At 52.6% G+C, this 15,327-nt stretch carries 10 protein-coding genes; 3 read left to right on the top strand and 7 right to left on the bottom strand.

Features of this window, described 5'->3' with window-relative positions; genetic code table 11:
* Nucleotides 1–31: 31 nt before the first annotated feature.
* On the top strand, nucleotides 32–1,456 hold the full coding sequence (locus ABD852_RS10230) for a sulfatase family protein (protein WP_345028391.1): 1,425 nt from the start codon (nucleotides 32–34) through the stop codon (nucleotides 1,454–1,456).
* A gap of 76 nt (nucleotides 1,457–1,532) precedes the next feature.
* On the opposite strand, the gene ABD852_RS10225 is transcribed toward ABD852_RS10230, so the two are convergent.
* From ABD852_RS10225 to ABD852_RS10215, 3 genes are all read right to left on the bottom strand, one after another.
* Nucleotides 1,533–4,079 carry a choice-of-anchor Q domain-containing protein gene (locus tag ABD852_RS10225; protein WP_345028390.1) on the bottom strand — a complete coding sequence of 849 codons (2,547 nt, stop codon included), beginning with the start codon at nucleotides 4,077–4,079 and terminating at the stop codon, nucleotides 1,533–1,535.
* A gap of 295 nt (nucleotides 4,080–4,374) precedes the next feature.
* Entirely contained in the window at nucleotides 4,375–6,912 is a 2,538-nt protein-coding gene (locus ABD852_RS10220; RefSeq protein WP_345028389.1) for a T9SS type A sorting domain-containing protein, read from the bottom strand.
* Nucleotides 6,913–7,217: 305 nt separating this feature from the next.
* Nucleotides 7,218–8,981: a hypothetical protein gene (locus tag ABD852_RS10215; protein ID WP_345028388.1), complete on the bottom strand. Its 1,764-nt coding sequence runs from the start codon at nucleotides 8,979–8,981 to the stop codon at nucleotides 7,218–7,220.
* Nucleotides 8,982–9,085: 104 nt separating this feature from the next.
* On the opposite strand from ABD852_RS10215, the gene ABD852_RS10210 reads away from it, so the two are divergent.
* Nucleotides 9,086–10,042 (top strand): GntR family transcriptional regulator, encoded by a 957-nt coding sequence (locus tag ABD852_RS10210; protein ID WP_345028741.1) that lies wholly within the window; start codon nucleotides 9,086–9,088, stop codon nucleotides 10,040–10,042.
* Between the two features lie 46 nt (nucleotides 10,043–10,088).
* On the opposite strand, the gene ABD852_RS10205 is transcribed toward ABD852_RS10210, so the two are convergent.
* Complete coding sequence (locus ABD852_RS10205) at nucleotides 10,089–11,783, bottom strand: helix-turn-helix transcriptional regulator (RefSeq protein WP_345028387.1); 1,695 nt, start codon at nucleotides 11,781–11,783, stop codon at nucleotides 10,089–10,091.
* Nucleotides 11,784–12,110: 327 nt separating this feature from the next.
* Complete coding sequence (locus ABD852_RS10200; protein WP_345028386.1) at nucleotides 12,111–12,848, bottom strand: endonuclease/exonuclease/phosphatase family protein; 738 nt, start codon at nucleotides 12,846–12,848, stop codon at nucleotides 12,111–12,113.
* A gap of 139 nt (nucleotides 12,849–12,987) precedes the next feature.
* On the opposite strand from ABD852_RS10200, the gene ABD852_RS10195 reads away from it, so the two are divergent.
* Nucleotides 12,988–13,275 (top strand): hypothetical protein, encoded by a 288-nt coding sequence (locus tag ABD852_RS10195; protein WP_345028385.1) that lies wholly within the window; start codon nucleotides 12,988–12,990, stop codon nucleotides 13,273–13,275.
* A gap of 4 nt (nucleotides 13,276–13,279) precedes the next feature.
* Here ABD852_RS10195 and tnpA read toward each other — a convergent pair whose 3' ends face one another.
* Together tnpA and ABD852_RS10185 are read right to left on the bottom strand one after the other, a co-directional pair.
* The gene (gene tnpA / locus ABD852_RS10190; RefSeq protein ID WP_345028384.1) at nucleotides 13,280–13,741 is read right to left on the bottom strand and encodes an IS200/IS605 family transposase; all 462 of its coding nucleotides are present in this window, start codon (nucleotides 13,739–13,741) and stop codon (nucleotides 13,280–13,282) included.
* A gap of 599 nt (nucleotides 13,742–14,340) precedes the next feature.
* Entirely contained in the window at nucleotides 14,341–15,285 is a 945-nt protein-coding gene (locus tag ABD852_RS10185) for a T9SS type A sorting domain-containing protein (RefSeq protein ID WP_345028383.1), read from the bottom strand.
* Nucleotides 15,286–15,327 lie beyond the last annotated feature (42 nt).

The raw sequence follows: 15,327 nt of genomic DNA, 5'->3' as shown, positions 1-15,327 counted from the left end.
TTGAAAACCACCGGTAATCCCCAATAGAAATATGAAGAAAAAGCAGTTTCTGGTATTCGTAATTTTATGCGCCGCAATGTTTGGCGCAGCGTTCCGTTTTTCGTCTCAGCAGCGGCCGCCTAACGTCGTTTTGGTGTACATAGACGATATGGGCTATGGCGACCTTGCGCTGACCGGCGCGGCCGGGTACCGTACCCCGAATTTTGACGAAATGGCCCGCAACGGGATTTTTATGTCCCACTATTATGCACCTCAGGCAGTTTGTACGGCTTCGCGCGCGGGTTTGCTTACCGGTTGTTATCCCAACCGGATCGGGTTTGCCGGCGCTATTGATCACACGGCCAAAACCGGCCTTAACCCGGAAGAAGAGACGATAGCAGAATTGCTTAAAGCCAGGGGCTACAAAACGGCCGCCTTCGGAAAATGGCACCTGGGTTTTCAGAAGAAATTTTTACCCCCGAACCACGGTTTTGATTCCTACTACGGCATTCCCTATTCGAATGACATGTGGCCCAATCACCCGGTCAATAAAAATTACTATCCGCCGTTGCCGCTGATTGAGGGGACTGAGACGGTAGAGACCAACCCGGACCAGTCACAGTTTACCACCCGTTTTACCGAACGGACCGTCGAGTTTATCAAACAAAACAAGGACAAGCCGTTTTTTGCCTATCTGGCCCACCCGATGCCTCACGTTCCGCTGGCGGTTTCCGACAAGTTTAAAGGGAAGTCAAAGCAGGGATTGTATGGTGATGTCATTATGGAACTGGATTGGAGCATTGGCCAGATCAGGAAAACCCTGAAAGATCTCGGCCTGCAGGAAAATACATTGCTGATTGTAACCTCCGACAACGGACCGTGGCTTGCCTACGGAAATCATGCCGGTAGCGCGGGGGGCTTGAGAGAAGGAAAAGGGACGTCATTCGAAGGTGGCCAACGGGTGCCGTGCCTGATGGAATGGAAGGGTGTTATCCCCCAGGGAGTGATATCCAACAGCATTGCTTCCGGGATGGATATACTGCCTACAATCGTAGAGGCAACCGGCGCTAAATTGCCCGCCAGGAAAATCGATGGTGTGAGCCTGCTGGGGATATTGAAAGGCGACATCTCGGCCAGGCCGCGCGAAACCATGTTGTTCTACTACAGGAAAAACAGCCTGGAGGCGGTTCGGCACGGCGACTGGAAGCTGGTATTTGACCACCCCGGGCGAACCAATGAAGGGTTCAGCCCCGGCAAAGACGGGCAGCCCGGCCCCGGTGCTGAAAATTTCATGCATACGGGTGGTCTCTACGACCTTCGCCGGGATCCGGGTGAACGCTACAATGTTTCGTTTGACCACCCCGACATTGTTGCCCGTTTAACCAAAATTGCCAACGAGGCGCGTGAAGACCTGGGAGATGATCTGACCGGGCACCAGGGGCGTAACCGGAGGCCTATCGGTACAGTCAAAGAGTAGGCGACTGGGAGCGTACCGTGAAGCGTGGGGAGAACACATGACTGAAAGACATGTGCTCTCCCGCGCTACGCACGCGCTACTCTTTAATAATCCGCAGCACTTGCCCGTTATGGAACCTGATCAGGTACAATCCTGTGTGAAGTCTCTCCAGCGTTAGCTCCTGTCGTTGTCGCTCTACTACAAATCGCATCGCCACGTTCCCCGACAGGTCGTATACAACCGCCTCGGTTCCTTCGAGATTACCGGGGATACCCCGGAGGGTCAGTTTCCGGCCGGCCGGGTTCGGTCCGGCAGAAAGCTGGGTTTGACCGGTATTGAACGATACAATGCGGCTATGACTGAAGGAGCCGTCCAGGTCAACCATTTTCAGACGATAGTACAGGGGGCCTCCGGCATTGGCGGCGTCACTGTAGCTGTATTTCTGGCGGATGCCGTTTTGTGCGGGTAGCGTCGCCAGAAGTGAAAAGTTTCGCCCGTTATAACTCCTTTCGATTTCAAAGCGGTCTACATTCAGCTCCGTCGCCGTTTCCCATGCCAGCAGGTTTACCCCATTTTCCCTGGTTCCATGGAACGAAACCAGTCGCAACGGAAGCGCATCCGCCTGGGTTTTTACGAAAAAACCGCTGAAACCGGTTACCTCAAAACGCACCTCCCAACGCGCAGCCCCGGCATTCCATACCACGTCCTCGTCGGCCGGATCAATGGTCTCCACTCCGGAAGTATAGGTGTCCGGTAACCCGGTACCGTCGGAAGATGCGCCGCTGCGCTTTTCAATCAGCAGGGCCGCAATTCCCGCCGCGTCGGCAGGTCCCGAGGGTAGTTTCAGGTTGTTCAGGGCGTTAAAAGCGTCAAACTCGGCCTGTGTAAAATAGAGCGTTACCTGCCCGGTAGCCGTCGCCGCATCGTTGTCCGGCGTGATTTCATAGTGCCTCCGGACGTATGCGGCGGGCTGGGCCGTCTCAATCCATACTTTTGCGGTGGTGTTCCCGCTGACCGACCCGCCTTCTACCGCCGCGATCAGCGAATTACAATCCGAAAGGTACAGGGTAAAAACGCCCTGGCCGGCTACCGCTGTAGCCGACGCCGTGGCCAGGTCTGCTTCCGGCTGTTCCGGGGATTCAAAGGCGCCCAGGTCGATGGTTCGCTGCGTTATCCTGGCTGCACCTGCCAGATCAGCTTCCCCCGGTCCCATGCTGTTGAGGCCGGCATTTACTGCAGGACTGCAGGATTGCAAACGGAAATCTTCATTTTCCGGATCCTTGAATTCAGGATTGGTGTGGATAGGAGTGTCTCCCGAAAGCTGCGCATGGTACTGGCTGTTGAACAGACAGTGCGAAATCTCCACCGGTGGTACCTCATTCGCGGCCGAAACAATGTTCTTCCCGGGGGTATTGGTCCATAATATCGAATTGGTCAGGCTGGTTATGGTGTTTCCCGTCATTTTTACAGCCGAGCCTCCCGGCTGGTATAATGTGCTGCTCAGCACGATGAGGGTTGAACCGGCAATGTGGACCAGCGCAGAATCTGCGGCGGCCATATCGTATACAAGTGAATTGACGAGCATGCAGCCGGCTCCCTTAAAGGCTGCGATGGCGCTTCCCTGGTACAAACCCTTGTAGGGAGTGCCCAGGGCATTCGTGTTTAGGATGGTTTTGTTTTTGCCGAAGGTACAGTTGACGACGGTAAGGCTGCCCTCGCCGTAAGTGCCGATTCCGCCGCCTGATCCACCCTTGTAATTCGCGGGTTGTGCGCCGTTGTCGCTTTGCGAGGCATTGTCTACTCTGTTGTTATAAAACTCCGAATTGGAGACCAGGACGTCGTAGGTGCCGGTAACACCGTAGGAAGATTCCTGCATAATACTGACTGCGCCGCCCCGGAAGCCCGAATAGTTGTCTTCAAAGCGGCAGGCGTCGATCACAAACTGGTTGCCGTCTGTGGCCACTGCATCGTAAAAGACGGCGCCGCCGCTGCCCATCTTGTCGCTGTTGTTTTTAAACGTGCAGTTGCGGAGCAGCGGGGTAAAATTGACTTCCGAAAAACCACTGGAGATAAAAATCGCTCCCCCGGCAAAACGCGGGTATCCCGAGGGCATGATACTGCCGGCATTGGCATTTCCGTCGCGGATTTCAAAGCCGTCCACCAGGGTCGAATGATCCATAAAAACGGTCGTATGGTCGGGGTCCGGATTAACGATCATCATCACATGGTAACAGTTGTCTGCCGCCACGCCCGCCGCGCCGAGATCTCCGCTCAGGAGGGTCGGGTTCGCAGCAGCATCCCGGTCGGCCATAAGCGGGCTACCCGTGTCGGGGAAGCCGCCGTACAGCTTGACGCTGCCCCGGATCAGGAATGTTTTGTCCCGCGGGTCGGTGGGGGTGCTGTTGCCGGATAAATCGACGGTCGGCTTATAAACTCCTTTGGCCACCCATACCTCGCTTACCTCCGGCGTGCTGATCATCGCCTGAAGATCGTCGGACGCATTGGCCCAGTCAAGACCGGATTTTGTTCCGGCCCCGCCCTGCTTTACATACAGGGTGGTCTGGCTGTACAAAGGCTGCGCCAGGAAGAGCAGTATACCGAGAAGACGGAGTATAGCAAATTGCTTGGTAGAAGTGTTTGACATTTTGAGGACAGTTTTTCTAGTAATACAACCAGACGAGCACCATGGCCATGACTGCCAGCAAAATGATTGCAGCGTATACCTGCCAGGGTCTGATCGTCGGGTTTTGCATACTGCAATGATATAGCAGGCGCCCTGTAAAAGGCGCAAAACGGGGGTAGACAAAAAGCAGACAACAGGTTGAAGTGCCCTGTTTCAGGAGGATAGCAGCAAAAGGGTTAAGATTTACCGCACCGCGTAGATCGGGGGCAGGCCGGCCGGGCGAAAGCGGCTAACGCCCCGGCCGGGACTGCTATATCTATTCTTTAACGACGTTGCGCGTATCGGCCGATGCACCCGAGGGGTGAAGGATGCAGATGGTATAAACACCTGCCGGCAGCCCGCCCAGGTGGACCTGGTACTGCTGCGAATTGGCTTTGACTTTTATGAGCTCGATTCCCAGTGTGTTGATGACGGAAATCAATTCGTTGCCTTTGAGACCGGTAACCGTCACAAAGTCTGCGGCTGGGTTGGGATATACGGTGATGGCCGGTTTCTTCCCGGATACAACGCCCCTGACAATACCGCTGTATTCATAACTTCCGTCCCGGTCGGTCATGCGGAGGCGGTAGTAGTTATTGCCGTTTTCAGCGCCGGTGTCGGTGAAGCCGTAGGTACTTGCGGTCCCCGTACCGGTAACCGCACCTATGTCCTTGAAATTGCGGCCGTTTTTGCTTCGCAGTATTTCGAACCGTTCAAAGTTTACCTCTTCGGAGGTTACCCAGTCAAGCAGAATCACGCCTTCCGACGGTCGGGCGGTAAACCGTACGAGCTTTACCGGCATCGGGTTATAGACCACATTTACCGCCGCATCTTTCGACCGGCCGGTGACATGGTCGGTGAGTGTATAGGTCAGCGGTGTAGGGTCGCTCGTGAAACCTGCTTCCGCGGAGAAAGTGAGGTTGCCCGTACCCGGACTGTAGGTCCAGGTACCCTGGTCCGGTACCGTAACGGTATTACCGGCCAGGGTGCTGCCTTCGGGGAGGCCAACCGTGGTGAGGGCAACGGTGGAATTGGTTGTGGTAGCCGGGCTGCCGTCGGCAAGCTTGTCGTTTCCGAGAATATTGACGGTAACGTTCTCTCCGGCCTGGTTTCCGTCGCTGACGTCTGCAACGGGTGCCGGAAAAGGCCGGTCTTCGTAGGGGCCTACATCAATGACCGCATACATAAGGCGCGGATCCCCACCCAGGTCGGCATCGGTGGCCAGGGTATTGCCATACAGGGCATTGCTGCCTTTACCAATAGCCGGGCTCCCCGTTTTCAAAGTAAAATCCCCCGCGGGCGCATCGGCAAAGATCTGCGCCGTGGTGATGCCCCTGGCATCAATGTTGCCGTTCGTGGTCGTGCTATTGGTTTCTATAAGACTATATTCCGGGTTAACGCGACCCGGTCCTGCATATTGGATCCCGCTGCTATTCCTCCAGAGAATGGAATTGTACACATTTATACTACCGCCGAGGATATACAGGCCGGACGGGGTAATAAGGCCCGGCATATTATTCTTGTTGCCATAAAGCGTGCTGTTGAGCACCAATGCATCGTCACCGCTCGCGTGGTAGATGGCTGTTCCGGCTCCTGAATTTGCTGTATTATCGGCAATCAGGCTGTTGATGATACTCGGCGAGGAGAGCGTGTTGTGCATGACCGCGCCCGTATTATTGGCCTTGTTACCGGTAAAGGTGCTGTTCCGGAAAGAAGGCGCCGAATTGTTGTTGTTGTACACCGCGCCGCCGTTGTTGGCGGTATTGCCGGAAAAGACCGTGTTGCTGACCGCAGGTGAAGCATTGTTGTTGTACAGGGCTGCCCCACCGGAGCCGGCACTGTTAAAAATAAAATGGCTGTTGCCAATAACCGGTGAAGATACAGAGGTGAACAGCGCTGCGCCGTCATAAACAGCGCGGTTGTACGAAAAAGTGCTGTTGGTAATCCCGGGCGACGAACCGCTGAGATTAAACATGGCCCCGCCATTGTTGTTGGCTTTGTTACGGATAAAGCTGGTATTGGACACGGCAGGCGAGGATGCGTAGTTGTACATGGCCCCGCCATTGAGGGTGGCGGCGTTGTGCTCGAAAATGAGATGGGTTAGTATCGGCGATGCGTCAACGCAGTGCATGCCGCCACCGCGGTTTTTGGCCACGTTCTCGCCATTAACCATAAGGTTGTTGACGTCGTCTCCGTAACCACCCTTAACGGTAAAGCCATCGAGTTCGGCGGAACCTGTGTTCCCAACAGCCAGGAGAACATGAAAGGCATTTTCGGCATTGCCGGCAATGGCCAGGTTGTCTCCTGAACCTGTTACCTGGTCGTCGTCATTAAAATCGCCCGACAGAATGGAAACATTTGCGGCGGGATCGCGGTCGTTCATACCGGGGTTTCCCGTGGCGGGGAATCCGCCGTAAATTTTTACGTCAGGTACCAGCAAAAAGGCATTGTCCCGGCCGCCGGGATTGCCGAAGTTATTGTCGGCCGGGCTGTATAAAGGCTTGTAAGTGCCTGCCATTACCCAGATTTGGGTGACGGCAAGAGGGCCGGGCAACGCATTGTTGTGCTTGGCAAATCTAAGCGCATCGGCCAGCTCGCCCAGCGCGTTGGACCAGGAACTGCCGTTACCGGCCGCACCCTTCCGAACATGTAATACACCGGAGGCGTCAGGCATTTGTGCCTGTGCCTCCGGTGCAGTGAGCAGTACCGAAATGGCAAACAGCAATCTTTTCAGGGAGGTAAGGGGTGTACTTTTTATGGGATTAACCGATGTGTGACGATTAAGATGCGGGTGGTGTGGTCCTTTTATTTTCATTGATTTTGCAGGTTTTCAATACGCTGGTCAAAATAGATCCAGGTCAGAATCATGAGCAGCGCGGCAAAAACTGTGATAATGACAGGCCAATTGATCTGTGGTTGATTTCCGCGCTGTTCCATTGCGCAAATTTCTGGAACACGTGTCTTTTAGCCTTTGTCCAGGGGCGGACAAAAAAAGGAAAAGTGGGGGGGCGAAAATGCAGAAATACCGTGTGCAAGCTGAAAAAGGCTTTTTTCGGGCGGACAAAAAGCGGACAGCGCATGCTTCGGGGCATCCGGGTCAGTAGAAACGGGAGGCGTGCATCAGAGCAATGTAAGGATGTACTCTTCCAAGCTCTGATCACCGGCCAGCGACAGTTTTTGCTTCAGCCGTCTCTTACTCCTGGCTACACTTTCCAGGCTAATGCCCAGCGTGGTGGCCATTTCGTTGTTGTTCATCTGGAGAAATATAAGACTGGCCAGTCGCTCTTCGGCGGCGGACAGCTGAGGCTGCACGGCCCGGATACGCGGAAAGAAAAGCGGGTGCACCTTGTTGAAATCTTCCTTGAACTTTTCCCATTCCTGGTCTTTTATCAGAACGTATTCCAGCAATTTACGACTTAGCTGCTCGTCGTTAAGCGTGTTTTTGATAATGGTTTTATTCAGCGACTGGCGAAGGTTCGAGATCAGGCGGTCTTTTTCCGCTATCTGGTGAACAAACTGCTGCAGATTGTTTTTAGCGAGCGCTGTTTCGGCCTTCGTCTGTGCATTTTCCAGCGCCATTTGCTGAATGGTTAACTTTGTCTGAAGCGATTTCCGGCTGTACAGCAGCCAGGCAAAGCAGGCAACGACAAGTACCGCGATTAAGATAATGTTTCGAGTCAGTTTTAGCCGATCCATACCGGCATGCGCATTTTCAAGGTTGCGGCGGGTCTCGTCAAACAGCATCTGGGCGCGCATGGCAGACAGTTTGCTGTTGCTGACTACCTTTTCATGTTCCAGCAAAAACTGGCTGTACCGGTTTTTATACAGCAAAATACTGTCGGGGTTACCCAATTGTCCATAAGCCGATAAGAGTCCGTCCGTAGCTTTCACCTTCTGTTCCAGCCTGTCTTCCAGTTTGCCGCTCTTCAGCGCCGCGGCAAAAGCCGACCTGAAAGCGGTAATGGCGGGCGGCAGTTTCCGCTGCGACAGTAAAATCTGTCCCCTGGCATTTTCGGCAATGGCCACGTTGTTCCATTGCCGGTACTTGTTGGCGGCGGCCAGGTGGGCATCTACCAGCGGCGTAGCCTGGCCGTTATCTCCCTTGTAAAAAAGGCAGCGGCCAATATTCCCTTCGGCGATGGCTTTCCAGAGCTCCTGCGGCCTGTGCGCGTAGGTGGTTGTAACGATCGTATCCGCAATCTGCCGGTAACAATGGATCGCCTCGTCGTAATCTTTCAATGCCATGTAGGAGGCGCCCATCATATCCAACTCAAAGACGTAGGTCATGGGATCCCAGTCAATGGCATCTGTGTTTTTAAATTGCAGGCATTTTTTACCGTAGGCAATACTTTCCTGGTAGTCGTGGGCCCGGTACAACGCGATACTGATGCCCAAAAACCGGTTGTGCACATAAGGAAAGTATTCAAATCCTATCTTTTCCTGCAGCTCCAACGCCTTCAGATTGTAAAGCAGGTAGCCGCCTTCAAAATTGATGTCGGCGGCAAGTGCGTAGATTTCGGCCAGCAGTTGTTCGTCTTCCAGGTAGCGGGCCTTTTTGATCGCCTTGGTAATCTTCAGCGTATCCTGTTGCAGCAACGGGATATGTAGAAGGTGCTTGCCAATAACCTGGAACATGTATACTCGGGCCATGAGCCGGTCATCCGGGTGCTTTTCCAGGTAGGTGTCCAGTTTTTGCGAGACATCGCGGAATTTTGCGGCGTCGTAGGCTGTTCGCAGCGGCTGGTAGGTGGTCTCTGCTTTCTGGGTCTGCGTCCTGCCGGTTTCGGACCAGGCTTTTACAAGATTCCCTGTTTCATCACCTTGTGCAAAGCCATAATCGTATAGTATAAAAATGCAGCAAAAAAAGATGAACGATACTCTCATAACGTGTTAAGCTCCGGTAAAACTAGGGAATCTTGCCTGATGGCGCTATTTTTATCAAAAAATTTGCTGTTCCTGTCCACCGTTGAAAGAATGAAAGACTATAAATACAAGGTATTCTCATAGCCGGAGACAAATTGCCCTCGGTAAGAAGCATAAAACGGGAATATCACCTGAGCACCAGTTCGGTACAACGCGGGTATGATGATCTCGTTTTCAGAGGCCTTGTCAATAGCAATCCCCGTTCCGGGTATACTGTGGCTGCCCGGAGCGGACAAGCGCCTGAAGAAACGCTTGCCAGGCCACCCGTTCAGCGCGACCCGGATTTTGAGGGCAAAGTGACCGCTACTTCGGACAGGCGGTTGCATTTTGACTATGCGGCGCTGAATGAAGCGGCGCCGTCCGACTTCCTGGTCCCGCAGAAGTTGCTTTTGAGAACCATGCAGGGAGTAATCCGCGAAAAAGGAGCAGCGCTACTTCGGTACTATCCCGCGAACGGTTCTGAAGAATTGAGGGGTTTGCTATGCCGGCGGTCTGCCGTCCACGGCGCGTTGATTCAGCCGGAAGAATTGCTGATTACCGATGGCGCTTTACAGGCGTTGTTTATCGCATTGGCAAGCGTAACGGCTCCTGGTGACGTAATAGCTGTGGAAAGCCCTTGCGTATTTTCTATCCTTGAAGTGATTGCCAACCTCCGGTTAAAAGCGGTTGAAATCCCGGTTCGCGACAAAGACGGACCGGATACGGACTACCTCAAAAAACCGGTAGGCGTGGCTCTGATCAAACAGAGCAATGTTTTTCCGGAAGTGCTTGAAGGACGGCGAATTCGGACCTTTGCTCTTTTCTACATTCTTCCGGAACACGATACGGAAGAATCGCGACGGTCTTTATGGGAAAAGTGCCTTTCTATAAGTACGAATCTGGATGCAATCTGGTTAGAGGTACACCAGGATGATCCGTTGGTCCCGTTTTTTAAGAGCAATGGGTTTGTAATCCACCGGGAATCTTTAATGCCTTTTGCCCAGCCTTCGTATATCCTGATACGGTATAGAACGAACAGGTAGTGAAAATTGCCTCGCCGACCCCAATGCAGATCCGGAAAGCGTAAGCCTATAGTTTCAGGAGCGTGGCCATGTAAGGATCGAGGCTTGCAGCGTCGGGAAGGTCGAGCCGCCTGGCCAGCCGATGCCGCGCACGGGTGACGCTTTTCCGCCCGATACCCAGCGTGGCGGCGATCTGGGGTCCGGTAAGCCCAAGGAAAATAAGGATAGACAACCGTTCTTCAGCGGGTGTCAACTGCGGAAGCCTGGCGGCGAGTTCTGTGAGGAAAAGCGGGTAGGCCCGCGAGAAATCGCCCCTGAATTTAATCCATTCCTCGTCGCTTACCAGCGTATAGGAATCCAGGCTTTCAAAGATATCCTGCCTGGTATGGAAGGCCTCGTCTTCCTGTACTTTTTTGCGGAGCGATTCAATCAGTTCGTTTTTTTCGCGGAGGTTACCCACGAACTCCTTAATCTGTCTCCGGGCTTCGGTTACCTCTGTTTCAGCTTCCTTTTTTTTCTGGATGGTCCATTCAAGCCGGTTTTTGATTTTGAGCTGCTGGCGGCTGTACCCAAGCGCCGCGATGACAGCCAGCAGCGCAATCCCGAGCAGTATCAATCTTTTGTTTTCTTTTTCCTTTTTCAGCAGTAACGTGGTGCTTTCCAGGGAAAGCTGCAGGTGATCGAGCCTCACCTTTGCGCGGGTGGCCCGCAGCCCGGATCGGTTGATATAGGCCGTCACGCTGTCGCGGAAAGCATAGGCCTGCGCATAGTAAAAATAGGCGCTGTCGGCCCGCTCTTCTTCCCTGAATACCGATGCGAGCCCCGTGGCGGCTCTACCGGCGTATTCGTACATCTTGTTTGCCGTACTCCACATATACACTTCCTTCCAGAGCCGGGCGGCCTCGCGGTAGTTGCGTTGTAAATAATACCCCTGGGCGAGCGCATTCCGGGACAGGCAGACATTCCACTGGTCCCGGTTTTCAATTGCCGCCGCCAGCCATTCCCGTAACAGGGGCTCACCGGCATTCATATCCCCCTTCATTATGAAATTTTCTCCGATGTTTCCCCGGGCTATGGCGGTCCAGAACTTCCGGAAAGAAGGTTGGGAGGGAAGATGCTCCAAAGTCTGGAGGAGCTGGCTATAAAAGTAAACCGAGCTGTCAGTCCGGCCCATTTTTTTATAACTGGCGCCTATGAGGTCGAACAAAAAGACATCCGGTGAAGCTTCGGAAAGTGTGATGTTTTTTCTGAAACCGAGCGCTTTGCGTCCGTAAGACACACATTCCCGGTAGGCTTGCGTCCCATAGGCGGCCTTGCTCATGCCTCCGAGTTTGTGATACAACAGGTTTTCGGGGAACAGGCCGATCCCGATCTTGTCCGCAATTTCGAATGCCCGGGCGAGCATGGTCAGGTATTCTTCGTTTTGACCGTAAAAATTATACAGCTCCGCCATGTCGAAATAGGTATCCGCCAGCAGCAGATCATTTTTTTCCAGCATGCATAACCGGATCGCTTCTTTGGTCAGCTCGAGCGAGACGGGGGCGATGCCCCGTTCAAAATCAATATTTTTATAGGAGGCCGCGTTGGCCTGAAGCCTCAGCAGACGGATCTGCAGGTAAGGGTTTTTCTTTTTTTTCTGTTTGGCGGCGACTCTAGGCATGAGCGTATCAAAAAGAAATCCTCCCGACAGCCGGACAGAAGACAGCAATTGCGCTTCGCGCCGGATACACCCGGCATCTCCGGCTGCATAAATTTCAATCAACGAATCGATTTTAGAATTCTGACCGCAGACGGAATGACAGATAAAGATCAGCAGAAGCAGCCCGCACAACGCGTAGTGCCGTTTAGCGACGGCAAATGAAAATGAAGTTCCGGATAGGTAGTCACCAAAAGGGTAACTCTCAGGCGGGTAGTCCCCGGACGGACCCTTCTTATTATTATGTAGCGTGGAGGTTTTCAAAACGCCGCTAAAATTAGGGCATAAACATTTAATATCTTCGTAAAGATAGCCCGTCGGGTTACTGATCATGCATAAAAGCCTTTGTCGAAGAACGGTAAGGGCTTTTAGCTCTTTTAATAGCCTGTCTTTTCAGTCTGTGATAATGAGGTCCGCCGTGACCGGTAGGTGGTCCTGGTCATTCAGCCCGGTATAGGGTGCTGCAACGTTCATGATCTTAATGTTGCGGCTGGTCAGGATATTGTCAATATGCAGGTTTTCAGCCCTGTTCATGACTTTACCCGTAGCTGCGGTAACAAACCATCCCTGGTGGCCACCGTTGGCAATGTTGAAGCCTTCTTTCCGAAAACGCAATTGTTCCTCGTCTTTGGCATTCATATCGCCCAGGCAGATAAAGTATTCGTGCTTTTTGAGCTCGGCTACAAACAGGTCAAGCGCGTCGGCATGCCATTTTTGCTGCCAGGGTATGTGCGTAGAAATGACCGTAATCGTTTTGCCGCCCAGGTTCAGGTCGCCCATTAGTGCATAATAGTCTCCTGCCCAGTATTTTATACGTATATTGGCAAGCTTGTAATGGGTAGCGATACCATTGTAAATCCAGGTTCTGCGATCACCCAGGTATACATGGTCATAGTACGGTTTCAGGATATGCTCTGCGGCATTCATGGTGCTGTCTTTGTCAAATCCTTCGTTCCACTCCTGCACACCGAAAATGTCGAGTGCCTGGGCGCCTACCCAGGCTTTCCATTTCAAGGCTTCGGCTTCCGAGTGCCGGCCCTGGAAACCGCCGAGTTCGCCCTGGTTAAAATGGCCGACATTGTAGGTGCCTACTTTGAGCCTGACGGGGAGTTGCTGAGCAAATGACTGCATCGCGGAGAGCAGAACCAAACAATTTACTATTGATTTTAAAGCTGGTTTCATTTGGGAAAAAGGGGTGAGGTGTGAGCGATGAGGTGTGAGGAAGGGCTTGTATCCCAAATCTCACCACTCATAGCTTTTGATAAAAAGAATGATCAAACCTGATTCTAACCTACTAAGGCGTAGAACCCGGGATCAACGAACCGGGCCGCCAGGCGTGCTATCCACCTGGACCACTGAAAAAATTGTGGCCGCTATGCATGCAGGAAAGGAGCGTACGGTTCGGCTAAAATACGAAGAGCAGCTACCCGTCGTGATTGGCTATTTTACAGAATGGGTCGGAGCGGATGGGAAGCTTGATTTCGGAAACGACGTATACGGTCACGACTGGAAGACGGCGGCCCGGTATTTCGCGGTCAGGCCGGCTATTGCGCAATGACGCATCATGATAAATTCTGAAAAGTGTATTGCGGATCAAATTTTATTCCCAAATCAGTTAAAATGTTAGTATATTCTTCCTTGAACGCTACTTTCCGGTGATGTTCCTCCTGATTTTGAATGTATCGGTAGACCTGGTTTACTCTTGACCGATGGAGAGAAAATGCTCCGTATCCGGTTTGCCATTCAAACCTTGTCGGTGTTAGCCTTTCTTCATTAATGAATTTAGATGATTTTGCTTTAACCGACTTCATTAATTCTGACACCGAAATAGCCGGTTTCAGACCAACAAGGCAATGCACGTGATCCTCCACACCGTTTACAATGAAGGTCTTACATCCGGTTTCATTGATCAGGTTCCCGATCACGCTGTACAAGGAAGGACTCCATTTTTTCAGGATAGCCGCCCTACGGTACTTCACTGCAAATACAAGATGCAGATAGATTTGAGAATAAGTATTAGCCATATTGAACAGTAGTTGTATAGAATGAATAATTGTTTCAGAACAAGTATAATAATTTTTAAAACAAATTAAAACAAGATCATAGTCCCTCGGGTTGAAACCCGGGGCCATCGCATCGGCCGATGCTACGCATCTTTGATGTGCAATGATTGAATATGGGATTTTCGGAGGGATGATGCGCCATCAAGCAAGCCTGACACCCCTTGTTGGGTAGCTTACGGAGAATCGACAAAAATTTCTGCCATACAGAGCCGTAGGCTCGATTGATATGGTAGCACTTAGGGAGAATCGACAACAATTTCTGCGATACAGAGCCGTAGGCTCGATTGATATGGTAGCACTTAGGGAGAATCGACAACAATCCTGCCATACAGAGCCGTAGGCTCAATTGATATGGTAGCACCCGGTTTCGACCGGGAAATAATCGTCATTGATTCAAAAAGAGAGCCGTAGGTTCGATGCATATATTATCCATAATCATATATGTGCCGAGCCTACAGCTCTCGTGGATTTATTCGGGATTTACACACACCCATCGGGTTAAAACCCGGAGCCATCGTATCGGTCGATGCTATGCATCTTTGATGTAAGATAATTCCCGTCTACCGCACAATGACCCTCGTCCCTGTTTTCTGTTCCGCAAGCCGGAGCAGGTATATTCCCGACCGTAGCCCATCGATCGGTTGGGCACGATTGCCGGAGATGGAAAGCTGCCTGATCAGCTTTCCATTCAGGTCATAAACGAGCAGCATATCCCGCTCCGCCCCCGACATTTCCACCTGTACATGCCCGTCCGACGGCACCGGCCAGGCCTTTAGCGACACTCCAGCATTGCGAACGCCATTTACTGACCGGATGACGGAATAGGAAATCGTCCCGTCGATATCCACTTGTTTGAGCCGGTAGTATGAAATACCACTGAACGGGTTGTAATCCCTGAACGTATACTTGAGCAAACCCTTGCTGTACCTGCCGGGCGCGGCTGCGTCAACGAAGCCGGCCGGTGTGAAATCCGCTTCATGGGAAAGCCGTCTTTCGACTACGAAACCGTCGTTATCAATCTCCTCGACTGTAGCCCAGGTAACGAGGGTGAAATCGGTTTCGGAGCGCTTGGCCTGGAAATCAACGAGCGTAACCGGCAGGGGAGGCTCAAAGCGGTAAGGCTGCAGGATACCGGGTGTAAGCATATATCCCGCGCCGGAGCGCGTAATGGAAGCGACCTCGCCTACAGTAAATTCGAGCGTGGTATTGCCTGTACTAAAGGTGGTACCGGCATTATCCGGCCCGGCGCTGCTTAAAACCGGTGCGCCGACCTCCGAAACCGAACCGGCGATACCCGCAAAGGGCTGGAGAAACCCCTGCGAGAGCAGAAGACTTCCTATCCCGGGCGAGGCGACTGCAATGCCGCCAGTGCTGCTTTCAAGCAGCACGGTGCCCTGGCTGTAGGATTGCCCGGCCGTGCTGACCGTTTGGGGAAAAAGCTGCTGCGCGTACAGGTGACCGCATAAGGTCAGCCAGGAGCACAGAAAAAATAATTTGTAAGGCATCCTCATGATAGGTTAATGGTGCGGGGGCAGTCTTTGCTAACC

Origin of the sequence: Ravibacter arvi (assembly GCF_039540405.1) — a bacterium.
Taxonomy (GTDB): Bacteria; Bacteroidota; Bacteroidia; order Cytophagales; family Spirosomataceae; genus Ravibacter; species Ravibacter arvi.
The sequence above is the reverse complement of the archived record's forward strand: the minus strand, read 5'-3'. Positions and strand labels throughout refer to the sequence as shown.

Bases quoted from the DNA above. Each gene is read 5' to 3' on its own strand.
- ABD852_RS10230 (WP_345028391.1), top strand. From the start codon at position 32: ATGAAGAAAAAGCAGTTTCTGGTATTCGTAATTTTATGCGCCGCAATG.
- ABD852_RS10225 (WP_345028390.1), bottom strand. From the start codon at position 4,079: ATGTCAAACACTTCTACCAAGCAATTTGCTATACTCCGTCTTCTCGGT.
- ABD852_RS10220 (WP_345028389.1), bottom strand. From the start codon at position 6,912: ATGAAAATAAAAGGACCACACCACCCGCATCTTAATCGTCACACATCG.
- ABD852_RS10215 (WP_345028388.1), bottom strand. From the start codon at position 8,981: ATGAGAGTATCGTTCATCTTTTTTTGCTGCATTTTTATACTATACGAT.
- ABD852_RS10200 (WP_345028386.1), bottom strand. From the start codon at position 12,848: ATGCAGTCATTTGCTCAGCAACTCCCCGTCAGGCTCAAAGTAGGCACC.
- ABD852_RS10195 (WP_345028385.1), top strand. From the start codon at position 12,988: ATGATCAAACCTGATTCTAACCTACTAAGGCGTAGAACCCGGGATCAA.
- tnpA (WP_345028384.1), bottom strand. From the start codon at position 13,741: ATGGCTAATACTTATTCTCAAATCTATCTGCATCTTGTATTTGCAGTG.
- ABD852_RS10185 (WP_345028383.1), bottom strand. From the start codon at position 15,285: ATGCCTTACAAATTATTTTTTCTGTGCTCCTGGCTGACCTTATGCGGT.